The sequence below is a fragment of the Allochromatium tepidum genome (assembly GCF_018409545.1).
Classification (GTDB): domain Bacteria; phylum Pseudomonadota; class Gammaproteobacteria; order Chromatiales; family Chromatiaceae; genus Thermochromatium; species Thermochromatium tepidum_A.
Genome location: NZ_AP024563.1, coordinates 961,522 through 981,988, shown reverse-complemented (window position 1 = coordinate 981,988; position 20,467 = coordinate 961,522). Strand labels below are relative to the sequence as shown.

22 protein-coding genes and 1 pseudogene are annotated in these 20,467 nt (G+C 65.3%); 15 read left to right on the top strand and 8 right to left on the bottom strand.

The annotated features are described in order from the left end of the window. Positions 1-122: 122 nt before the first annotated feature. A pseudogene (locus Atep_RS04540) lies at positions 123-428 on the bottom strand (hypothetical protein); the annotation flags it as partial. 140 nt (positions 429-568) lie between these two features. On the opposite strand from Atep_RS04540, the gene ilvD reads away from it, so the two are divergent. Genes ilvD through moaD form a run of 4 tightly spaced genes read left to right on the top strand, consistent with a single transcriptional unit; the run spans position 569 to position 4,501 of the window. Then, positions 569-2,413, top strand: a complete 1,845-nt coding sequence (gene ilvD / locus Atep_RS04535) for a dihydroxy-acid dehydratase (RefSeq protein ID WP_213380474.1) — start codon at positions 569-571, stop codon at positions 2,411-2,413. A 28-nt stretch (positions 2,414-2,441) separates the two neighbouring features. Then, positions 2,442-2,972 (top strand): molybdenum cofactor biosynthesis protein B, encoded by a 531-nt coding sequence (moaB, locus tag Atep_RS04530; RefSeq protein WP_213380473.1) that lies wholly within the window; start codon positions 2,442-2,444, stop codon positions 2,970-2,972. Beyond that, complete coding sequence (locus Atep_RS04525; protein WP_419467325.1) at positions 2,972-4,225, top strand: molybdopterin molybdotransferase MoeA; 1,254 nt, start codon at positions 2,972-2,974, stop codon at positions 4,223-4,225. Before moaB ends, Atep_RS04525 begins: the two co-directional genes overlap by 1 nt. 21 nt (positions 4,226-4,246) lie before the next feature. Next, a complete protein-coding gene (moaD, locus tag Atep_RS04520) occupies positions 4,247-4,501 on the top strand; it encodes a molybdopterin converting factor subunit 1 (RefSeq protein ID WP_213380471.1) in 255 nt (84 codons plus the stop codon). A 111-nt stretch (positions 4,502-4,612) separates the two neighbouring features. On the opposite strand, the gene Atep_RS04515 is transcribed toward moaD, so the two are convergent. Beyond that, a complete protein-coding gene (locus Atep_RS04515; protein WP_213380470.1) occupies positions 4,613-5,560 on the bottom strand; it encodes an IS1595 family transposase in 948 nt (315 codons plus the stop codon). Positions 5,561-5,646: 86 nt separating this feature from the next. Between Atep_RS04515 and Atep_RS04510 the strand changes: the two genes are divergently transcribed. Beyond that, the gene (locus Atep_RS04510) at positions 5,647-5,871 is read left to right on the top strand and encodes a hypothetical protein (protein WP_213381841.1); all 225 of its coding nucleotides are present in this window, start codon (positions 5,647-5,649) and stop codon (positions 5,869-5,871) included. After that, on the top strand, positions 5,856-6,143 hold the full coding sequence (locus tag Atep_RS04505; protein WP_213380469.1) for a type II toxin-antitoxin system RelE/ParE family toxin: 288 nt from the start codon (positions 5,856-5,858) through the stop codon (positions 6,141-6,143). The genes Atep_RS04510 and Atep_RS04505 overlap by 16 nt, the downstream gene beginning before the upstream one ends. Positions 6,144-6,192: 49 nt before the next feature. Here the strand turns inward: Atep_RS04505 and Atep_RS16985 are convergent, their stop codons facing one another. Both Atep_RS16985 and Atep_RS16980 read right to left on the bottom strand, forming a co-directional pair. Continuing rightward, complete coding sequence (locus Atep_RS16985; protein WP_336511381.1) at positions 6,193-7,002, bottom strand: PD-(D/E)XK nuclease domain-containing protein; 810 nt, start codon at positions 7,000-7,002, stop codon at positions 6,193-6,195. After that, the gene (locus Atep_RS16980) at positions 6,923-7,954 is read right to left on the bottom strand and encodes an AAA family ATPase (RefSeq protein WP_336511380.1); all 1,032 of its coding nucleotides are present in this window, start codon (positions 7,952-7,954) and stop codon (positions 6,923-6,925) included. Before Atep_RS16980 ends, Atep_RS16985 begins: the two co-directional genes overlap by 80 nt. Positions 7,955-8,169: 215 nt before the next feature. Between Atep_RS16980 and Atep_RS04495 the strand changes: the two genes are divergently transcribed. Beyond that, complete coding sequence (locus tag Atep_RS04495) at positions 8,170-9,636, top strand: FAD-linked oxidase C-terminal domain-containing protein (RefSeq protein ID WP_213380468.1); 1,467 nt, start codon at positions 8,170-8,172, stop codon at positions 9,634-9,636. A 33-nt stretch (positions 9,637-9,669) separates the two neighbouring features. Then, positions 9,670-11,301 carry a twin-arginine translocation signal domain-containing protein gene (locus Atep_RS04490; protein WP_213380467.1) on the top strand — a complete coding sequence of 544 codons (1,632 nt, stop codon included), beginning with the start codon at positions 9,670-9,672 and terminating at the stop codon, positions 11,299-11,301. A 10-nt stretch (positions 11,302-11,311) separates the two neighbouring features. Here the strand turns inward: Atep_RS04490 and Atep_RS04485 are convergent, their stop codons facing one another. The 3 genes from Atep_RS04485 to Atep_RS04475 form a co-directional block, all read right to left on the bottom strand. Further along, positions 11,312-12,088 carry a hypothetical protein gene (locus Atep_RS04485; RefSeq protein WP_213380466.1) on the bottom strand — a complete coding sequence of 259 codons (777 nt, stop codon included), beginning with the start codon at positions 12,086-12,088 and terminating at the stop codon, positions 11,312-11,314. A gap of 66 nt (positions 12,089-12,154) precedes the next feature. Continuing rightward, positions 12,155-12,580: a DUF350 domain-containing protein gene (locus Atep_RS04480; protein ID WP_213380465.1), complete on the bottom strand. Its 426-nt coding sequence runs from the start codon at positions 12,578-12,580 to the stop codon at positions 12,155-12,157. A 51-nt stretch (positions 12,581-12,631) separates the two neighbouring features. Continuing rightward, positions 12,632-13,939: a DUF2491 family protein gene (locus tag Atep_RS04475; protein WP_213380464.1), complete on the bottom strand. Its 1,308-nt coding sequence runs from the start codon at positions 13,937-13,939 to the stop codon at positions 12,632-12,634. 127 nt (positions 13,940-14,066) lie between these two features. Between Atep_RS04475 and ruvB the strand changes: the two genes are divergently transcribed. From ruvB to Atep_RS04440, 7 genes are all read left to right on the top strand, one after another. Next, on the top strand, positions 14,067-15,134 hold the full coding sequence (gene ruvB / locus Atep_RS04470) for a Holliday junction branch migration DNA helicase RuvB (protein ID WP_213380463.1): 1,068 nt from the start codon (positions 14,067-14,069) through the stop codon (positions 15,132-15,134). A gap of 54 nt (positions 15,135-15,188) precedes the next feature. Next, complete coding sequence (ppnP, locus tag Atep_RS04465) at positions 15,189-15,503, top strand: pyrimidine/purine nucleoside phosphorylase (RefSeq protein WP_213380462.1); 315 nt, start codon at positions 15,189-15,191, stop codon at positions 15,501-15,503. A 121-nt stretch (positions 15,504-15,624) separates the two neighbouring features. Beyond that, positions 15,625-16,059, top strand: a complete 435-nt coding sequence (locus Atep_RS04460) for a tetratricopeptide repeat protein (RefSeq protein ID WP_213380461.1) — start codon at positions 15,625-15,627, stop codon at positions 16,057-16,059. Between the two features lie 194 nt (positions 16,060-16,253). After that, complete coding sequence (locus Atep_RS04455; RefSeq protein ID WP_236786485.1) at positions 16,254-17,669, top strand: Hsp70 family protein; 1,416 nt, start codon at positions 16,254-16,256, stop codon at positions 17,667-17,669. Further along, on the top strand, positions 17,669-17,929 hold the full coding sequence (locus Atep_RS04450) for a hypothetical protein (protein ID WP_213380459.1): 261 nt from the start codon (positions 17,669-17,671) through the stop codon (positions 17,927-17,929). Before Atep_RS04455 ends, Atep_RS04450 begins: the two co-directional genes overlap by 1 nt. A gap of 344 nt (positions 17,930-18,273) precedes the next feature. Further along, the gene (locus Atep_RS04445) at positions 18,274-18,456 is read left to right on the top strand and encodes a YgaP family membrane protein (protein WP_213380458.1); all 183 of its coding nucleotides are present in this window, start codon (positions 18,274-18,276) and stop codon (positions 18,454-18,456) included. 191 nt (positions 18,457-18,647) lie between these two features. Continuing rightward, positions 18,648-19,799 carry a GGDEF domain-containing protein gene (locus Atep_RS04440; RefSeq protein ID WP_213380457.1) on the top strand — a complete coding sequence of 384 codons (1,152 nt, stop codon included), beginning with the start codon at positions 18,648-18,650 and terminating at the stop codon, positions 19,797-19,799. A 15-nt stretch (positions 19,800-19,814) separates the two neighbouring features. Here the strand turns inward: Atep_RS04440 and Atep_RS04435 are convergent, their stop codons facing one another. Continuing rightward, positions 19,815-20,342 (bottom strand): TIGR00645 family protein, encoded by a 528-nt coding sequence (locus Atep_RS04435; protein ID WP_213380456.1) that lies wholly within the window; start codon positions 20,340-20,342, stop codon positions 19,815-19,817. Positions 20,343-20,467: the final 125 nt, after the last annotated feature.

Here is a 20,467-nt window from a genome sequence, read left to right as displayed (position 1 = left end):
GGTCGATACACGTAACATCCCTACCGGCACCCGCCTACTGACGGTGATGACATCGTGTGACTCGTCGTTGCCGGGTATGGGCAGATGGTCGTCGATCTCGATCAGAAAACGCACATCGTAGTGGAGATGGCGCGGGCCATGTTTGCCGGGCTCTTGGTGCGCTCGAGATAGCCGGCCGGCTCGGTTTCCGGGATGAACATGCTCTGGCCCGGCAGGATCATGGAGCCGCGTCGCTCCTGGCGGTTGATCAGGACGGTGTGGTCCGGGGTCATGCCGCGGATGATCTCCGACCACTGGACCCGGCAGGGTTGGCGGTCGTCCTGCTTGGCCTGCATGCTGTTGAGGATGAGGCGACCGGCTTCGATGACATCGCTCTGGTCGCGCTGGTGGATGACCATGGAGCCGTAGGCGCGCTCCACCACCTGCTGCACGCCTCGAACGGGATATTACCTTGGCCGGCTTGAAAATCGTCAAGCCCTCGCGATGATCACGATCCCAAAGTGTTCAAGGATTGCAGCCGGCGGCGATATACTGAGCGACTTCGATCAGCCCCGAGGTCAGTCAGATCATGCCCCAGTACCGCTCCAGAACCAGCACCCATGGCCGCAACATGGCCGGCGCGCGCGCCCTGTGGCGCGCCACCGGCATGACCGACGCCGATTTCGACAAACCCATCATCGCCGTCGTCAACTCCTTCACCCAGTTCGTCCCCGGTCATGTGCATCTGAAGGATCTGGGCCAACTGGTCGCACGCGAAATCGAGGCGGCCGGCGGCGTGGCCAAGGAATTCAACACCATCGCCATCGACGACGGCATCGCCATGGGTCACAACGGGATGCTCTACTCCCTGCCCTCGCGCGAGATCATCGCCGACTCGGTCGAGTACATGGTCAACGCCCATTGCGCCGATGCCATGGTCTGTATCTCCAACTGCGACAAGATCACGCCCGGAATGCTGATGGCCGCGCTGCGTCTGAACATCCCGGCGGTGTTCGTCTCGGGCGGACCGATGGAAGCGGGCAAGGTGAAGCGTGCCGAGGGCGAGGTGCATCTGGATCTGGTCGATGCCATGATCGCCGCCGCCAACCCCAACGAGAGTGACGCGGACGTCGCCCAGATCGAGCGCTCGGCCTGTCCGACCTGCGGCTCCTGCTCGGGCATGTTCACCGCCAATTCGATGAACTGTCTGACCGAGGCGCTGGGTCTGAGTCTGCCGGGCAACGGCTCGCTGCCGGCCACCCATGCCAAGCGCCGCGATCTGTTTCTGGAAGCCGGACGGCTGATCGTGGAGCTGACGCGCCGCTACTACGAACAGGACGACGCGCGCGTGCTGCCGCGTTCGATCGCCGACTTCGCCGCCTTCGAGAACGCCATGAGTCTCGACATCGCCATGGGCGGCTCGACCAACACCGTGCTGCATCTGCTGGCTGCCGCGCGCGAGGCCGAGGTCGCGTTCACCATGACCGACATCGACCGTCTGAGCCGCAAGGTGCCGAATCTGTGCAAGGTCGCTCCGGCGACGCAGAAATATCACATGGAAGACGTGCATCGCGCCGGTGGTGTGCTGGCGATTTTGGGTGAACTGGAGCGCGCCGGACTGCTCCATACCGACACCTATACCGTGCATAGCCCGACCCTGGGTGAGGCGCTGGCGCGCTGGGACATCGGGCGCAGTCAGGACAGCGAAGCGCACGCGCGTTTCAGCGCCGCGCCCGGCGGCATCCCGACTCAGGTCGCTTTCAGCCAGGACGCACAATGGTCCGTGGATCTGGATCGCGCCGCCGGCTGTATCCGCGACCGCGAACATGCCTACAGCCAGGACGGCGGTCTCGCGGTGCTGTTCGGCAATCTGGCCGAGGACGGCTGTATCGTCAAGACCGCCGGTGTAGATGCCGAGATCCTGACCTTCGGCGGCCCGGCGCGGATCTTCGAGAGCCAGGAAGACGCCGTCTCCGCGATACTCACCGACCGCATCCGGCCCGGCGACATCGTCGTCATCCGCTACGAAGGCCCCAAGGGCGGACCCGGGATGCAGGAGATGCTCTACCCGACCAGCTATCTCAAGTCCAAGGGATTGGACAAGGTCTGTGCGCTCATCACCGACGGGCGGTTCTCGGGCGGAACCTCGGGGCTGTCGATCGGTCATATCTCGCCCGAAGCGGCCGAAGGCGGACTCATCGGCCTGGTCGAGGAAGGCGACCGCATCGAGATCGACATTCCCAACCGGCGTATCCATCTCGCGGTCAGTGAAGATCAGATCGCCGCCCGCCGTCAGGCGATGGAGGCCAAGGGGCCGAATGCCTGGCAGCCGGTGTCGCGTCAGCGCGTGGTGTCGAGCGCGCTCAAAGCCTATGCGGCCATGACCACCAGTGCGGCGCATGGCGCGGTGCGCGACATCAGCCGGCTGCGTTGAGACCGACGGCCGTCAGGGGAACTCACTCATGAACACGCATTTCACCGAGCAGCCATTCCGACCGCTGCGATTGGCGATCCTGACCGTCTCGGACAGTCGGGACGAGGCCGGCGACACCTCCGGTCGGCTGTTGCGCGAGCGCGCCGAGGCGGCCGGACATGAGGTCGTCGCGCGCGAGATCGTCCGCGACGACGTCTACCAGTTACGCGCGGTCTTCTCGCGCTGGATCGCCGATCCCGGGATCGAGGTGATCCTGAGCACGGGCGGAACCGGCGTGACCGGACGCGACAGCACCCCCGAGGCCATCGTGCCCCTGCTCGACAAGCAGTTCGAAGGCTTCGGCGAGCTGTTCCGGCAGGTCTCGTTCGAGGAGATCGGCGCCTCGACGCTTCAGTCGCGCGCGCTCGGCGGGCTGGCCAACGGTACCTTCGTCTTCTGTCTGCCCGGCTCGACCGGGGCCTGTCGCACGGCTTGGGAGCGCATCCTCCAGCCGCAACTCGACATCCGCACCCGACCCTGCAATTTCGCTCAACTCATTCCGCGTTTATTGGAGCGATGATGGATCGACCCAACGACTGTGCGCCGGTTGCGACCGGCGGCAAGACCCTGACCAGGGACGAGGCCGTCGCCTTTCTGACGGCGCGCGTCTCGCCCATCGACGGCACCGAGACCCTGGCGCTCGAATCGGCGCTCGGGCGCGTATTGGCCGAGCCGGTCATGAGCACTATCGACGTGCCCGGCTGGGACAACAGCGCCATGGACGGTTATGCCGTCCGGCACGCCGATCTGGCTGCGCATGACGGTCGGCTGCCGGTCGCTCAACGCATCCCGGCCGGCGCGGTCGGCGAACCGCTGGCGCCCGGCACGGCGGCGCGCATCTTCACCGGTGCGCCCGTGCCCGAGGGCGCGGATACGGTGGTCGTGCAGGAGGTGTGCGAAGCGTCCGACGGACAGGTGCGCATTCCGCTCGATGTCAAGGCCGGCGCCAACGTCCGCCGTGCGGGTGAGGACATCCGGGCCGGTGCCGAGGTCATCGCGGCCGGTACGCGGTTGACGCCGGCGCATCTGGGTCTGGCGGCTTCGGTCGGCGTGGCGCAACTCGTGGTGCGTCGTCGGCTGCGCGTGGCGATGCTTTCCAGCGGCGACGAACTGGTGTTGCCCGGTCAGCCGCTCGGCCCCGGTCAGATCTATAACTCCAACCGTTTCATGCTCATGGGGCTGTTGCAGACCTGGGGCTGTGAGGTCGTCGATCTCGGCATCGTCGCCGACGATCTCGAATCGACCGTCGCGGCCATGGCACGCGGCGCGCGCGAGGCGGATCTGATCATCGCCGGCGGCGGGGTCTCGGTCGGCGAAGAGGATCACATCAAGCCCGCCGTCGAGCGACTCGGGCGGCTCGAACTCCATCAGGTCAAGATCCGTCCCGGCAAGCCGCTGGCCTTCGGTGAGGTCCAGGGCACGCCGCTGCTCGGCTGTCCCGGCAATCCGGTCTCACTCTTCGTCACCGCCGTGCTGTTCGCACGACCGCTGATCCGGCGGATGCAGGGTGTGGCGGGAGAACCGGATGCGCGTCCGCTCCAGGTTCGCGCCGGTTTCGACTGGCCGCGCCCGGACAAGCGACTCGAATTCCAGCGCGCGCGTCTGGAACGCGGGGCCGATGGTGAACTCGAAGCGGTGGTCTATCCCAGCCGTTCCTCGGCGGTGCTGTCCTCGGTCGCCTGGGCCGATGGTCTGGTTCAGCTCCAGCCGGGACGGGTGGTCGAGCGCGGCGATCCGGTCGAGTTCCTGCCGTTCAGCGACTTGCTGCACTGATTTGGAAGTCCGGAGGGCGCTATGATTCGGATACGTTATTTTGCGCGTCTGCGCGAACGGCTCGACACCAGCGAAGAACAGCTCGACTGGTCGGCGGATACCGCGACCGTCGACGCGCTGCGCCGGCATCTGTGCGCACGCGGCGGCGTCTGGGCCGAAGCGCTCGGCGGCGAGGAAACCGTGCTGGCGGCGGTCGAACAGGAACTGGCACGCCCCGAGACGCCGATCTTGGACGGACAGGAGGTCGCCTTCTTCCCGCCGGTCACGGGCGGCTGAAACGGCCGGGCCGATTCACGCGCTTCACGACTCGAAACCCTGGGGTTCTTTGGTATGGACATTCCCGACGACGTTCGCCTTGGTGTTCGCAGCCAAACGCCTTCCTGATTATTAACATAGCTCAGCTAGTTTGAGGAGGCGATGCGGCATTGGGGGTGTACGCACCGCGGCTTTGCCCAAGCGCGGCAGCATGGCGGCGAGGTCGAAGCGGCGATTGAAGCGATCGCAGAACTCGGCGAGGTGGCGCGGCAGATGCTTGCCGCTGAGATGATGGTAGGAGCCTTGCAGGCTGTTTTTGACGTTGCCCAGCACGGTATTGAGCCACTGGAACTCAGGAATCTCCATGCTGGGGTGGCCGCCGCCGGTGACGATCGGCTGGTGCTCGAATCCGGCCGCGGCGATGACGCTGAAGCAGGACAATCCATCCGTGCGGATGAGGGCGCTGGGGTCAAAGTGGCGCTTGGCGAAGCGTTCGACCTCGGTTTTGCGGAAGCCGGCGACTTTACCCAAGCGCAGGCCGATGGGGTGGTTGTCCTCGTCGCACGAGAGCGCGGCGATGAATGGAACCTTGTTCGGTGAGCCGCGCCCGCGCTTGCCCCCGTGGTGCTCGCCGCCCCAGTAGGCGTCGTCGACCTCGATGACGCCGCTGAGCGGCGTTTGATCGTCGCGCTCTTTCATGACTTGCAACAATTTGTGCTTAACCCGCCACGCCGTCAAATAGGACACGCCCAGATGCCGTTTGAGCTCCAGGGCCGAGATCCCGTTTTTCTGCTGTGTCAGCAGAAACATCGCCGAAAACCAGGTCGTCAGCGGCAACTTGGTCGCCTCAAAGATCGTTCCGGCGATCAGTGAGGTTTGATGATGACAGTGGCGACACTGCAACAGCGCCCGCGTGCGCAAGCGCACCGGCTCACCCGCGTGTCCGCAGCTCGGGCAGACGAAGCCTTGCGGCCAACGCCACTGTTCAAGGGCCTGTTTGCACTGGTCCTCGGTTCCGTAGTTCTGGAGAAACTCCGGCAAACTCAAGCCTTTCTGAAACTGAATCGTGTTCTGAGGCATCAGCTGTCTCCGGTGAGTGGCATCTACTGAGAGTGTAGACTAGAAGAGACGAGTCTGCTGAGGTTCGTAACTAATCAGGAACGCCTTTGTCCTCGCCTTCGCCGCCCACACGAACTCCTGTCCAGCGCAACGCCAAGCAGGCCGTGACCGAACTGCTGCGCCAACTGCCCGACGACTGCACCCTGGAGGACATCCAGTATCACCTCTATGTGATGGAGAAGGCCGAGCGCGGACGCGAGGACATCGCCCTGGGACGCGGTTATCTCAACAACGAAGCCAAGCAACGGCTGGACCGATGGCTGGAGAGCTGATCTGGTCGCGCGCAGCGCTCGACGACATCGAGGCCATCGCCGCCTTCGTCGCCCGCGATTCGGCCATCCAGGCACGGCGACTGGTGGAGCAGGTCTTTCAGGGGGCCGAGCGACTGCTCACCCGGTCCACGCTCAATCAGCGACGCACGTCTGGGCAAGGCGAAGGGATGCGCGAATACGGTGCCCAGGGATTGCGCGTGCTCTACGAGCCACAGGGCGATGACGTGCATATCCTCGGCGTCGTGATCGGGACGCGCGCGACCGAGACTTGAGCCTCGGTATGGCCACGGATTGCCGTCCAGGATCCGCCGGCGCGGCGGCTCACAGCGCCTGCCACACCACCCGCTCCAGCCCGACGCCGACCACGGCATACAGGCGCAGATCACTCAGGCCGTAGCGCTCGCTCAAGGCGCGACCATAGCGGCGTGCCTGCTCGGCGGCCGTCTGTAACTCCCGTTTCACGACCGACAGGGACGCCAGTTCGTCCATCGTCTTGGCACGCACCTGCTCGCCGGTCAGCGTGATCTGCTGCAGGCCGACGTATTTGAACTCCAGCAGCAGATCGAGTGCCGGCAGCGTGCGCCGGTCAAGGCGCCGGATCAGGCTCAGATCGACATAGCCGTGGTCCATCTCGGTCTCCGAGATCAGCATGTAGAGCCGGTCATCGAACAGCAGGGTCAGGAAGGCCAGCTTGACCATCAGTTCGTTCGTCCAGCGATAATCGCGATTGGACAGGATCGGGAAATAACGGTCTTCGATGAAGGCGACCAGCGGGGTCAGATCGCCGGTCCGAAACACCTGCTTGCGCAGTTCGGGAACACGGGTCTTGTCTTCGTAGGTCGCCGGCCAGCGTTCCTGCAAGCGTTCGACATAGAGCGAGCGGGCGACCAGATTGGGGATGTTGAGGATCGTCTCCAGGAAATCGGTGCGCCCGGTCTGGGTGAGGATGCCGAAGTAATAGAGCAGGGACGCCATGAAGGGCTGATCCTTGACGGCGTTGCGCACATCCGCGACCCCGAAGCGGCGTGCCAGTTGCGGAATGATCACGCGATCATCGCCGGTGAGGGCCTCGATCAGCAGATCCTCGCCATGCGGCAGTTCGGCGATATAGCCCAGCTTGCCGCGATCCATCGCCAGGTTCTCGTCGAGCAGTTGCTCGGGGGGCGCCGCCTTCGCGCTGGAGCGCCTTGAAGAAATAGAGGCTCAGGGTCGGGTTGTAGAGCGCGCGGGCTAAGCGATAGCCGTTGTAGAAGGTGCGCATGGTCGCCAGTGCCTCGCCCGGCGACCAGTCGCCGCCCTCGGCGGCCAGATGGACGAGCACCGCCTCGACCTCGGCCTCGGTGAAGCCGCAGAGATCGTTGAACATCGGATCCTGATCGATGTGCTCGCCGACGTTGTAGCCGCTGGTCATATCGCTCAGCACCACGGGCGAGACGCCGGTGATGAAGACCCGATCCAGCCCCAGGCCGCCGGCGGCGGCCTTGACGGACTTGAAGACCGTCTTCAGCAAGCCCTCGCCATAGAGCAGCGCCTGATAGCGGTCGCGGCTGCCGTCGCGGTCGGCCATCAGCACCTCGTTGGCGAAGTTGTCGTATTCGTCGATCAGGAGATAGAGCTTGTGGGGCGTCTGCGAGACCGCCGACAGCGCTGACTCCCAGGATGAAATCGCGTTGTCGGGATGGATTCGGATCGGGGTTGTGAACTGATGGGCATAGCGTTGCTGGAAGGCGCTGATGCGATCGTTGAGATGCTGGTGCAACCCGGCCTCGATATCGGGCACCTCGCCGTGCGACGGCACCAGTGAGAAGTCCCACTTCATCACGTAATACTGATTGTGCAGCGGAGTCGGATCGCGTCCGACCGCCAGGCCGCCGAACAGCGTCTCGAACTGCGCCGCGCGGTTCAGGTCGTAGTAATGCTCCAGCATCGACAACAGCAGACTCTTGCCGAAGCGGCGCGGGCGCAGGAAGATCAGCTGCCGCCCCGCGTCCTCAATGGATGCAAGGCGGTCGGTGCGATCCCGATACCAGTAACCGTCCTGAATCAGCGTGCTGAAATCGCTCAGGCCATAGGGAAACTTCATCGGGTACCTCCACGGCGTGCAATCGCCATCAAGGCTCAGGGTTGCAACTGCGGCTTCAAATTAAGGCACAACCATAGATCAAATCGTTTGGCCGTGAAAGGCGACTCGCCGTGATGTCGACGAAAGATCATGCCTTGAAACGGCGTCGGGACTTGCGACCCGAACTCAGTGGCCGCATTGATCGTGCAAGACTCGATACCTGACAGAGGCGGCTGATGAGCCTGATCCAACCCACCCGAGTGGCCTTCGACGACCCGGATCTCAGGGGCAAGCGCGCGGCGCTGGTCGCCGAACTGCGCGCCTTCCTGCCGGACGATGCGGTGCTGGAGCGCGAGGAAGAAGTCCGCCCCTACGAGTGCGACGGACTCTCGGCCTATCGCCAACTGCCGCTGCTGGTGGTGCTGCCGCGCACGGTCGCGGAGGTCCAGCGCATCCTGCGGCTCTGTCATGAACGCCGCGTCCCGGTGGTGGCGCGCGGGGCCGGAACCGGACTCTCGGGCGGCGCCCTGCCCCTCCCCGACGGACTCCTGCTCAGTCTGGCACGCTTCAACCGGATCCTGGAACTCGACCCGATCGGACGCAGCGCGCGCGTCCAGCCCGGCGTGCGCAATCTCGCCATCAGCGAGGCCGCGCGTCCGCAGGGTCTCTACTATGCGCCCGACCCATCGAGCCAGATCGCCTGCACCATCGGCGGCAACGTGGCCGAGAACTCGGGCGGCGTGCACTGTCTCAAATACGGACTCACGGTCCACAACGTACTGTCCGTCACCTTCGTCACGCTGGAGGGCGAGCGGATCGAACTCGGCTCGGCGGCGCTCGACTCGGCCGGTTACGACCTGCTCGCGCTCTTCGTCGGCTCGGAGGGGATGCTCGGGGTCATGGTCGAGGCGCGGGTCAAGCTGCTGCCGATCCCGGAACGCGCTCAGGCGCTGCTGGCCGCCTTCGATGATGTGGAGCGCGCCGGACGCGCGGTCGGCGACATCATCGCCGCCGGCATCATCCCCGCCGGTCTGGAAATGATGGACGGCCCGGCGATCCAGGCCGCCGAGGACTTCGTCCACGCCGGCTATCCGACCGAGGCCGCCGCCATCCTGCTCTGCGAACTCGACGGCACCAACCAGGAAGTCTCCGAGCAGGTGATGCAGGTGCGCAATCTCCTGCTCGTCAGCGGCGCGACCGAGGTTCGGACATCACAGAACGAAGCCGAGCGGCTGCGTTTCTGGCAGGGGCGCAAAGCGGCCTTCCCCGCCGTCGGGCGGATCTCACCCGACTACTACTGCATGGACGGCACCATCCCGCGCCGCGCCCTGCCCGAGGTGCTCCGGCGCACCGCCGAGCTGTCCCGGGAATACGGACTGCGCGTGGCCAATGTCTTCCATGCCGGCGACGGCAATCTACATCCGCTGATCCTGTTCGATGCCAACCAGCCCGGCGAGCTTCAGCGCACCGAGGAACTGGGCGGACGCCTGCTGGAGCTGTGCGTCGAGGTCGGCGGCACCATCACCGGCGAGCACGGCGTGGGTATCGAAAAGATCAATCAGATGTGCGTCCAGTTCACGCCCGAGGAACTGCGCCAGTTCCACGCCGTCAAGGAGGCCTTCGACCCGCTCGGCCTGCTCAATCCGGGCAAGGGCATACCGACTCCCAGACGCTGTTCGGAGTATCGGCAATTGCCGACATGACGAGAACATCGCTCACGAGAAGGAACAGAGACCATGAACAACCACGACAAGACCGATCCCAACATCGGTATCAGTCGCCGCGACGCCCTCAAGCTCTCCGGACTGGCACTTGGCGGCCTTGCAGGCGGCAGCTTGTTCGATCTCGTCGCCCGCGCTGCGCACGCGGCGGACACCTGTGAGTCCGACTGCACCTGCGCCGAGGGGCCGAGTTGCCGTTGGGACAGCGAGGCCCGAGCTCAGAACTACACCTATTTCAACCGTTTGCCCCCTTTCTCACCCTTCAGCCGCGAGACTTCAACCACCATTCCACGGCTGGGCAAGGACGAGATACGAATTACCTTCATGGGGTCGGCGGTCCCGCCGCGCACGCTCGCCCAACGCATGATGAGCATCTTCGTCGAGGTCGGCTGGGACGAGGCGACCCAGATGCCGCGCGACCAGTTCGTCTTCGACTGCGGCTCCGGTGTCTGCGCCAACTATGGCGCCATGAACGTCGGCTACGGGCGGATGACCAAGATCTTCCTGACCCATTTGCACGGCGACCACATGAGCGATCTGGTCCACATCTACTGCTTCGGTCCTTCGGGCGACCGTAAATCGCCGCAGTTCGTTTGGGGTCCGGGTCCATCGGGCCTGCGCAATCCCGACTACGACCCCGCAGACGAGACACGCGGTCCCGAGTTTTACGACGATGGCACTCGGGCATTCTGCGCGCATCTGCGCGAGGCCTGTCGCTGGCACTCGGAGAGCTTCAGCTTCCAGACCACCAGCTACAAGCTCTACGAGCCACCGACCCAGGCCGACTGGGGACTCCCCCACGAGCCCGTCCCAGTCGGTACGGATTCACCCAGAGACGCCTACGCCCTGATCCCGATCGAACTCGATTTGACCTTGCCGGCCGAGCAGCGTGTCGCCTACGATAATCCGACGACCGGCGTGCGGATCACTTACTTCCCGGTCATCCACGACCGTCGTGGCTCCATCGGCTACAAGCTCGAATGGAACGGCCTGAGCCTGATTTTCACCGGCGACACCAAGCCGGAAACCAACTCCCTGGAACAAGCCCGCAACGGCGGTGATGGCATCGACGTCTTCATCCACGAGATGGCCGTGCCCGCCGAGATCTGGGCCATGAAATCACTGCGCCTGAACGACCCGGACCAGGTTCCTGACGCCGCCGTCCAGCAATCGCAGATGGTCCAGAACAGCTCGCACTCGCCGCAGGGCGCCTTCGGCTACATACTGAATCAGATCCACCCGCGCCCGCGTCTCACCGTCGCGACCCACTTCCCGACCGCCGACGATACCGTCGCTTGCGCCATGCGTAGCCTGCGGGAGCACGGCCCGTGCTACATGGGCAACAACGCCAACCACACTGCGGACGCGGCGCGGGTCACCTGGTCGTTCGACCGTATGGTGATCACCGTCTCCAAGGATCGCATCCTCGAACAGCGCGGTATGGTCAAGGAGTTCGGCTTCCAGGCCACCTACCAGCCTCCGCCCGGAACCTACAACCGGCCGGATGGATTCGACACACCCAAATACCACTACGAGGGCCAGACCGGCGGTTCGGCTGGAGATCCCTACGCTCAGATCGATACCACGACCGCCATCTGCCCCTGCGGACCCGATGGCGAGTGCAACTTCCGCGAAGACGGCTACTGATTCCGCTGCATCAGCTCCCGGTACGCGACTTCAGCCGCGCCAGACGCTCACTGGCCGACTGCGGGACCGGCCCCTTGCCGCCGGCCGCCGCCAGAGCCGCCGCGATATTGGGATCGTCCTGCTCCGGGCGGGTGGGCGCGAGCAGCTTGGCCTTCAGACTCGCGGCCTCGGCCTGGGCCAGATCGCGCGCGGCGGCCTCGTTCATCGCCTTGAGCGCCACGTTCAGACTGTTGGTGGTGCCGCTGAGACCGGCCGCGCGGCGCGCGACCTCGGCCTGACGCTCGGCCTGCTCGCGCTGTTGCTCGGCGCGTTTCATGTCGCGCTCGGCGCGCTCCAACTGACGGCGTGCCTCCTTGAGCTTGGCGCCTGCATCGGCATAGGTCTGTTCCAGCATCGCCAGGAACTCCTGGGCATCGCGCGCCTCGCTCGCTTCGCGTTCCACATCGGGCGCCATCTGTTCGAGCATGTCGAGCAGGGTGTGCAGACTCTGTTCGAGTGCGGCGCGGCGGGTCGGTTCGGCTTCGGCGGCGATCTGGCCTTGCAGCATCTCGGCGGCGGCCATGCGCTGGTCGAGCAGCTTTTGGATGGCGTCGGCCTCCTGCTTCTCGCGCTCATAGGCCGCGCGTGCCTGGGCGACCTCCAGACCCAGCTCGTCGAGATGCTCCTCCATGGCGCGCAGCTCGGCCTCGGTCGCGCCCTTGGGATCCCAGCGCACCAGGGCCTCGATGCCGCTCTGGACGACCTGATCGGCCTTGACCCCGGCGAAATGACGGATGAAATTGAACATGGACGGTCGCTCCCGATGGTTCGGATAAGGATGTTCGAGTGTGGAAATACGGTGGTTAGGGCCGGCTCAACCGGCCATGGCACCGGCGTTCAGGAGTGCAACGGCCACCTGCACTCCAACCAGCAAGGTAGCCGCAGCGATGCGGCCCGATTCGATGGCCGCGCGCAGATCACGGAACAGCAGGACGAAGGCCCCGAAGGTCAGCAACTGGATCAGCACCGCCACGCTGCCCCACAGCAGGATGTCGAGCCAGACCCCACTGGTGGCCAGGGTCGCGGCCAGCGGAATGGCCAGCGCCACCCAGGCGCCGCCGAGCGTCAATCCGGCCGCCGCATTGCCCTGCCGGATCAGATCGCGCTCGTGATAGGGCGTGATGAGGGCATAACAGCCGACACCCAATACCAGCAGCGCCAGCGTGGTGAGAAAGTGCAGCAACAGGATCGGCAGTCCGCTGTTGAGCGTCTGCCACAGGATATCGAGCGTCTCGGTCACGGTAGGGACTCCAGGAGGTTGCGGGCAAACGGTTCGGTACGAGCGTGGCGGTCAGCTCAGGTTCAGGCCGGCGACGGGGATGTCGATGCCGACGTGCAGCGACACCCAGGCGCCGGCACCCTGTTCGTTGGCGGCCACCAGCAGATATTCGGTGCCCGGCGCGGGCGGCTGGGCACCGGTAGCGCGTGCATAGAGCATCGCCTGTTGCCGGATCGGCTCGATCTCCGCGCCGTCGGCGGTGCCCAGGGTCTCGCGGAGCGCATAGGGTTCGAGGCGCGTCCGACCGGGCGACCAGAGACGCCCATAGAGCCGACCGTCCTGGGTCTGGAACTCCGGCCAACCGATCAGCCCCTCGTCGCGATCGAGCCAGACGCCCCATTCGTCCGCGTCGGCCGGCACGACCTCGTCGAGCCGCGAGAAATAGCGACACTCGTCCGGCCGGCCGTGCGCGTCCGGATGCACCTGGAAGAAGGCGTCGCCACCCGAGACATAGAGCCGATACCAGGTCACGCCCGGCCCCTTCACCTCGCCCAGGCGCTCGACCGAGACCAGCCCGCTGCCGGTCGCGGCGCGCGGCGCCTGGAGTTTGGTGAACGGCTCGGCCAGGATGAACAGCGACGGATCGACCGGCAGCGTCATGCCGATGCGGAACCAGTCGGGACGATAGGCGGCTCGCGTGCCCGCGCGCCCGGTAGGCTTCGCCGTCGAGCGACGCCGGTCGACATCGCCGAAGAAGCGCCGCCAGAGCACGATGACGAGCACAGCCCCGATGAGCAGCAGGAACAGCGCCGTCAGCAGGGCGCCGAACGGAAAGCCCGATGACCTGGTACTCGTGGTCACGGATCGGAAGTCGGGCACGGCGGACAGGGGCGGCATGGCTAAGCGAGGCGTATCGATCTGACGTCCGAGCACTGCGCCAAGTCCCGCCGCTCCAGCATTCAGGAGCGCGTCGCCCGTCGAGGGACGGCGCGGTGCGCTCGGCCTCGTCGAGGTCGAGGGACGACTCCAGATCGTTTCGATCGCCGGCGCCTCGGGTTCGCGCCGGCGGCGGAAGTCGTCGAGCGCGCGCTGGGAACCTTGACGCGAGAGCGCCTGATCGCCGGCGCTGCCGCGCGTGGCCGGGCCGGTGGTGATCGAGGACGAGGTGCTGCGCGGACGACTGTAGCCGCCGCTGACCGATGGGGTACGCGACACGCCGCTCGAGCGCGTCGCCGGCGTGCGCTGACTCAGACTCGACGACGGACGCGAATAGCCGCCGCTGGAACGGCTCTGCTTGGCCCAGGCATCGAGCGGGCTCAGCAACCCGAGGGTCAGGCTCAGGAGGAGTGTCAGGACGAGCGTCGGAGTCAGGCGTGGCATCGTCATCAAAACCCTGGAGCGCGCACTTGGCGATTCAAGTGCAGACATTATGAGCGCATCCCGTTAAGCTGACCACAACCACGAACCCGGCCCATTCGCCCCATATCAGCGGCTCGAACCGACCTCCATGAACGACCCCGACCGACTCATCACCGCCGAGGCCGCCCCCGACGACAAGGCCATCGACCGCGCCATCCGTCCGCGTCGGCTCGCCGACTATGTCGGGCAACCGGCGGTGCGCGAGCAGATGGAGATCTTCATCGGCGCGGCGCGCGCGCGCAAGGAAGCGCTCGACCATGTGCTGATCTTCGGCCCGCCCGGACTGGGCAAGACCACGCTCTCGCACATCATCGCCCACGAGATGCAGGTCAATCTGCGCCAAACTTCGGGGCCGGTGCTGGAGAAGCCCGGCGATCTGGCCGCGCTCCTGACCAATCTCGATCCGGGCGACGTGCTCTTCGTCGACGAGATCCATCGCCTGAGTCCGGTGGTCGAGGAAGTGCTCTATCCGGCGATGGAGGACTATCAGCTCGACATCATGATCGGCGAAGGACCGGCGGCGCGCTCGATCAAGCTCGACCTGCCGCCCTTCACCCTGGTCGGTGCAACCACGCGCGCCGGGCTCCTGACTTCTCCGCTGCGCGACCGCTTCGGCATCGTACAACGGCTCGAATACTATTCCGCCGAGGATCTGACTCATATCGTGCGACGCTCGGCCCAGATCCTCGGCATCGAGACCGAAGCCGACGGTGCCGCCGAGATCGCCCGTCGCTCGCGCGGCACGCCGCGCATCGCCAACCGGTTGCTGCGCCGGGTGCGCGACTATGCCCAGGTACGCGCCGACGGGCGCATCAGCGCCGCGATCGCCGACCGCGCGCTGTCCATGCTCAAGGTCGACGCGCTCGGCTTCGATCACATGGACCGGCGACTGCTCTCGGCCGTCATCGAGAAGTTCGACGGCGGTCCGGTTGGGGTCGAGAGCCTGGCGGCCGCCATCGGCGAGGAACGCGGCACCATCGAGGACGTGCTCGAACCCTTCCTCATCCAGCAGGGGTTCCTGATGCGCACCCCGCGCGGACGCATGGCCACCCAGTCGGCCTATCGGCATTTCGGACTCCGGGCCACGCACGCGCCGACATCGGCGAACGTCGCAGCGGATCTCTTCGACTCCCAATCCGGAGCGTCGCCGCTATAGATCGGCACGTTCCCTTCATCAACCACCGACTCTTCGATCGATCGAGGAAACAGCATGCCCGAATTCAATCACGTCACCGTGACCAAGGCCGCCAACATCTATTTCGACGGCCAGGTGACCAGCCGCACCCTCACCTTCGCCGACGGCAGCCGCAAGACGCTCGGCATCATGCAGCCGGGCGAGTTCGAGTTCGGCACCCAGGCCGCCGAGCTGATGGAGATCCTGAGCGGTGAACTCGATGTCCGGCTCCCCGGCGAGGACGGCTGGCGTCGCGTCCGGGGCGGCGAGTCCTTCGAGGTGCCGGCCGACTCCAAATTCAGCGTCCGCGTCCTGACCCTGACCGATTACTGCTGCTCGTTCCTGTCCTGATCGTCGGCTGATCACGCCCTGAATCACACTTGGCATGATGTTTGCTTTGATTCTCGCATCGGTCTCGGTCGAGACCCCAAACCAGACGTCGGCGCCCGCGCCGGACGTACAAGCCAAAACGATGCCGACGCGCGACAAGCCCAAGTCGGCGCCCCTTTCGGTCGGTCAACTGGCCGAAAAGGCCCGGACGGCGCTGAACGCGGGTGACTTCCGCGACGCCGTCAACGACTACAAGCTGCTGCTGAAACAGGAACCGCGCCCGGACTGGCGCGACGGGTTGACGGCGGCCTATGCCGGACGCGCGCGCGAACTGGCCGCCAAGGGGATGCTGAAGGAAGCGCTGGTGATGTGGGAGAACCGCGCGGCGCTCGCTCCGGATCTCCCCATGGAGGCCGATCAGCTGACACTGCTGGCGCGGCTCGGTCGCTTCGATGCCCTGCCGGCACAACTGACCGATCCCAAGACGCCCGAGGCGCTGGCCGAGCGGCTGCACGCCGTCTGCTGGACAGGGCAACCAAGCACTGGCCCGACGACCGGCGGATGGATCAGATCATAGGCCTCGGCGGCGGGCGCAAGGGTCGATCGAGTCCCCGCCGTAAGCCGCGCCGCTGAGCCGCAACGATCAACCAAGACACCGACACATCGCCATGAGAGATCCCTATCTCCTACTCGGTCTGAACGATGACGCCGACGACGACGCCGTCGAGCGCGCCTATCGCCGGGCCATCAAGGATTGCCCGCCCGAACGCGATGCCGAGCGCTTCCAAGCCCTGCGCACGGCCCACGGTCCCGGCCTATTTCTCCGACGCCCAGCGTCAGGCCACGCGTGACGCCGGCGAGCTGGCGGGTCTGGAGGTGGTGCGCATCATCAACGAACCGACCGCCGCCGCCCTGGCCTATGAGATCGACCACGAGGAGGCCAAGACCATCCTGGTCTACGATCTCGGCGGCGGCATCTTCGACGTCTCGGTGGTGCGCCTGAGCCGCGCGCTGACCGAGGTGCTGGCCAGCCACGGCAACAATCAACTGGGCGGCGACGACTTCGACGCCAAGCTCGTCGAGCACGTGGTCGCGCATCTCAAGGACACGCATGGCGTCGACCCGAGCGACCAGCGTTCGGCCATGGCGCGCATCGTCCGCGCCTGTGAGACGGCCAAGATCACCCTCAGCGACGCGCCCTATGCGCGCATCGAGGAAGAATATCTGCTCGAACACAAGGGCGCTCCGGTCAATCTTTCGCTGGAGATCGACCGGCTCACCTACGAGGATCTGATCGCCGACTACATCGACGAGACCCTGGAGGCGGTCCATATCGCGCTCAAGAGCGCCGACCTGACCGTCTCGGACATCGACGAGGTGCTGCTGGTCGGCGGCGCCACCCGGACGCCGGTGATCCAGCGCCGTTTGGAGGAGACCCTGGGCATCCAGCCGCGCGCCGAGGTCGATCCGGATCTGTGCGTCGCCGACGGCGCGGCCATCCAGGCGGCCGTCATCGCCGGCCGGCAGGTGTCCGGGGTGCTGGTCGACATCACGCCCTACACCTTCGGCACCAGCGCCCTGGGGATGCTCGACGGCGTGCCCTACCCCTATACCTATGTGCCTGTGATCCGCAAGAACACGCCGATCCCGGTCACCAAGACCGAGGCGTTCCAGACGGTCTACGATGGCCAGCAGATCATCGAGGTCAGCGTCTATCAGGGCGAGGATCCGGACGCGCTCAACAACACCGAGATCGGTTCCTTCCGCATCGAGGGGCTGCGCGACGTGCCGGCGGGCAACATTCTGCTGACCACCTTCGAACTCGACGTCAACGGCATCCTGCGCGTGACCGCGCGCGAGAAGGACACCGGGCTCGAACAGCGCATCACCATCGATAATGCCACGGCGCGGTTCGAGGGCGCCGAGTTCAACGCCGCGCGCGAACGCCTCTCCAGCCTGATCGAAGGCGAGTTCGGCGGCGTCAGCGAGAAAGCGCGCGAAGGCGTGCAGGCGCGTGCTCTGATCGAAAAGGCCGAGCGATTGATGGAAACGGCCAACGCCGAGGATCGCGAAGACCTGGTGGATCTGGTCGAAGGGGTGCGCGACGCGCTCGCCAATGGCGACGAAGCCGCGCTCGACGAGGCCATGACCTCGCTCACCGATCTGGTCTACTACCTGGAGTCCTGATGGAGCGCTGCCCGAATTGCCGCGCGCGACTGGGCGAGGAGGCGAACTGCCGGCGCTGCGGCCTGGATCTGAGCCGCCTGATCGAGACCGAAGCGGCGGCCGAGCGCCTGCTCACCCAGGGCGTCGGCTTCCTGCTCGCCGGCGATCAAGAGGCCGCACGTCGGTCGCTCGCCCATTCGCGCGCCTTGCGTGATACGGATTTGGTAAGATCATTGCTCGGTTTTCTGAAATACAGCGATAAACACAGCCATCAAGGCTGATCGCTACTCCATCGTCCCCATGCCCGCCGGATTCTCGGGCCTGCCCCGCCGGTCGATCGGGACACTTCATGAGCGCCACATGCATTTCCTGCAGACGCTGCGCTGATGGATCGCGAGGGTGTGGGCGCGGTCATCCCGGCCGCCCCATGTCCGAGCATTCGGCGATGCACTTCGCTTCGAATTGGGTTTCGTCCAAACCCCTTTTGTTTTATGGTTATACCCCCGCGACACAGTCGCGGTGTCTCGCAACCCAAAGACTCGGTCGGCTCGCGACCCGGATCGGCTGAACCCGACGAGTTCGACGAGCCATCGAACAGCGATAACCACATCCAGGAGTGTCACGCATGACCAAGAACATTGGTGAAAAAGACAGACTCTATCGCGCCATCGCCGGCGTCATCATCCTGCTCTGGGGCATCTCCAACGCCAATGCGCTCGGCCTGATCGGCTTCGTCGTCCTGGCGACGGCCTATTTCCGCTGGTGCCCGCTCTACGTGCCGATGGACGTCGATACGACCAAGAACTGACCGTCGATCTCCGGCCAGACTGGGGACGTCAAGTGGGCGTGGCACGCTTCGTGTCGCGCCCATTTCATCTCCGCACCCAGGCCCGGTGAGTCGACGCCAAAATCCTCTCGCCTCGTCGCCCCGGACCCGCTACTCTTCTCCATCCGACCTTCCGAGCAGACATCATCCGGCGTCCAGGGGCGCGCATCGACATGGTCAAATTCTGGAAACGAGAATCCGGCAGCGCTCCAAGCGAGACGACGAGCACCGCGCCCGTCAATGCCGGCGACCCGGAAACGCTCGCGATCCTCGAACAGGCGGCACTCGATCAGCTCGCCTCGGTGCTGCGCACCTGGGGCAAGTACGCCTTCGATCTCGACGACATCAAGGCCGCGACCCTGGCCGAGCAGCTCGAACGCTGGAGCCGGCACGTCCTCATGGCCTCATCGCCGGACGCGGCCAAGGATCAGGACGAATCGGCCGCGGACGCCAATCCGGGTGCGCGTCGCGACTGGGGCGGTCTGCGCGACTTCGTCACCCGCATCCGGCGTAGCGAGCAGTCCTATGTCAACCGCCAGATCCTGGGTACCCGCCAGGTCATGGGCGAGTTCGTGCAGACACTGGGGCTGGTGCTCGCCGAGGATCAGGAGGAGCAGGCCAAGGTCATGCAGGTGATCAACCAGCTACGCAGCACGATCGAGAACAATGCCCCGATCGAGGTCTTGAGCCGTGAGGCGATGAATGCCATCGACCTGATCGCCGCTATTGCGCGTGAGCGCTCAAAGCGTAATCAGGGGCTGCTCGAAGACCTGAACGGCAAACTCCAGTCACTACGCGGCGAACTGGATGCGGCGCAGCGCGAGATGGATCTGGACCCGCTGACACGCCTCTACAACCGCAAAGCGTTCGACAGACAGCTCGAACGGGTGTTCGAACTCTGCAAGCTCTCGGGCCAGCCGGCCTGCCTGATGATGATCGACGCCGATCACTTCAAACGGATCAACGACACCTACGGGCATCCGGCCGGCGACACGGTGCTCAAGCGACTGGCCAATTGTTGCACCAAGGCCTTCCCGCGCAAGAGCGATTTCGTCGCACGCTACGGCGGCGAAGAGTTCGCGGCCATCCTGCAGGACACCTCGCTCAAGAGCGCCCTGCCGCTCGCACAGCGCCTGCTCGACACGGTGCGTATCATGCGCATCGAGCACGAGAACCTGGAACTCGACATCACGATCTCGATCGGGGTCGCCGAACTCGGGGCGCACGCCGGCCCCGAGCACTGGCTCAAGACGGCCGATGGCGCGCTCTACGCAGCCAAGAAGGGCGGTCGCGACCGGCTCGTCACGGTTCCAGAGGTGATCTGAGCGAGGGCTGGCCCCTCAATGCCTGACCGGCTTGTCGCCCGGCTCGCGGTGCGAGGCGAACGAAATGCGATCGAGGATGCCCATCAGCAGCGCCGAGACGACGAAGGTCAGATGGATGATGACGTACCACTTCAGCTTTTCGCTCTCGATCTGGGGGATGTTGACGAAGACCTGGAGCAGATGGATCGAGGAGATGGCCACGATCGAGGCGGCCACCTTGAGCTTGAGGGTGCCGGCGTCGAGCTTGCCGAGCCAGTCGAGCTGATCGTCGCCCTCGCGCACGTCGATGCGCGAGACGAAGTTCTCGTAGCCCGAGAACATCACCATCACCAGCAGACTGCCCACCAGCGACAGATCGATCAGCGCCAGGATGCGCAGCACCATGTCCGACTCGCTCATCGTCCAGATGTGCGCGAAGAGATGATAGATCTCCTGGAAGAATTTGACGGCGAGCGCGATGAGCACCAGCGAGAGCGCCAGATAGACGGGCGCCAGCAACCAGCGGCTGGCATAGAGCAAACGTTCGATGAGGCGTTCGAGCACGCGGTGACTCCTGAAAAACTCTGGGATCGATGAGAGGGATGAGATAGGACGACCGGCTGATCCTGAACGCCGGCGGCGGCGCTATTCTAGAGTGATTTCCAAGCGCGTCCAGATCCGGGACGCGA

What these genes read in the sequence shown, in the direction of transcription:
- ilvD (WP_213380474.1), top strand. Translation starts at nt 569, where the DNA reads ATGCCCCAGTACCGCTCCAGAACCAGCACCCATGGCCGCAACATGGCC.
- Atep_RS04505 (WP_213380469.1), top strand. Translation starts at nt 5,856, where the DNA reads ATGGCTGGAGAGCTGATCTGGTCGCGCGCAGCGCTCGACGACATCGAG.
- moaD (WP_213380471.1), top strand. Translation starts at nt 4,247, where the DNA reads ATGATTCGGATACGTTATTTTGCGCGTCTGCGCGAACGGCTCGACACC.
- ruvB (WP_213380463.1), top strand. Translation starts at nt 14,067, where the DNA reads ATGAACGACCCCGACCGACTCATCACCGCCGAGGCCGCCCCCGACGAC.
- ppnP (WP_213380462.1), top strand. Translation starts at nt 15,189, where the DNA reads ATGCCCGAATTCAATCACGTCACCGTGACCAAGGCCGCCAACATCTAT.
- Atep_RS04455 (WP_236786485.1), top strand. Translation starts at nt 16,254, where the DNA reads ATGCCGAGCGCTTCCAAGCCCTGCGCACGGCCCACGGTCCCGGCCTAT.
- Atep_RS16985 (WP_336511381.1), bottom strand. Translation starts at nt 7,002, where the DNA reads ATGGATCGCGGCAAGCTGGGCTATATCGCCGAACTGCCGCATGGCGAG.
- Atep_RS04525 (WP_419467325.1), top strand. Translation starts at nt 2,972, where the DNA reads ATGGATCGACCCAACGACTGTGCGCCGGTTGCGACCGGCGGCAAGACC.
- Atep_RS04495 (WP_213380468.1), top strand. Translation starts at nt 8,170, where the DNA reads ATGAGCCTGATCCAACCCACCCGAGTGGCCTTCGACGACCCGGATCTC.
- Atep_RS04475 (WP_213380464.1), bottom strand. Translation starts at nt 13,939, where the DNA reads ATGCCACGCCTGACTCCGACGCTCGTCCTGACACTCCTCCTGAGCCTG.
- Atep_RS04460 (WP_213380461.1), top strand. Translation starts at nt 15,625, where the DNA reads ATGCCGACGCGCGACAAGCCCAAGTCGGCGCCCCTTTCGGTCGGTCAA.
- Atep_RS04445 (WP_213380458.1), top strand. Translation starts at nt 18,274, where the DNA reads ATGACCAAGAACATTGGTGAAAAAGACAGACTCTATCGCGCCATCGCC.
- Atep_RS04515 (WP_213380470.1), bottom strand. Translation starts at nt 5,560, where the DNA reads ATGCCTCAGAACACGATTCAGTTTCAGAAAGGCTTGAGTTTGCCGGAG.
- Atep_RS16980 (WP_336511380.1), bottom strand. Translation starts at nt 7,954, where the DNA reads ATGAAGTTTCCCTATGGCCTGAGCGATTTCAGCACGCTGATTCAGGAC.
- Atep_RS04490 (WP_213380467.1), top strand. Translation starts at nt 9,670, where the DNA reads ATGAACAACCACGACAAGACCGATCCCAACATCGGTATCAGTCGCCGC.
- Atep_RS04450 (WP_213380459.1), top strand. Translation starts at nt 17,669, where the DNA reads ATGGAGCGCTGCCCGAATTGCCGCGCGCGACTGGGCGAGGAGGCGAAC.
- Atep_RS04440 (WP_213380457.1), top strand. Translation starts at nt 18,648, where the DNA reads ATGGTCAAATTCTGGAAACGAGAATCCGGCAGCGCTCCAAGCGAGACG.
- Atep_RS04485 (WP_213380466.1), bottom strand. Translation starts at nt 12,088, where the DNA reads ATGTTCAATTTCATCCGTCATTTCGCCGGGGTCAAGGCCGATCAGGTC.
- moaB (WP_213380473.1), top strand. Translation starts at nt 2,442, where the DNA reads ATGAACACGCATTTCACCGAGCAGCCATTCCGACCGCTGCGATTGGCG.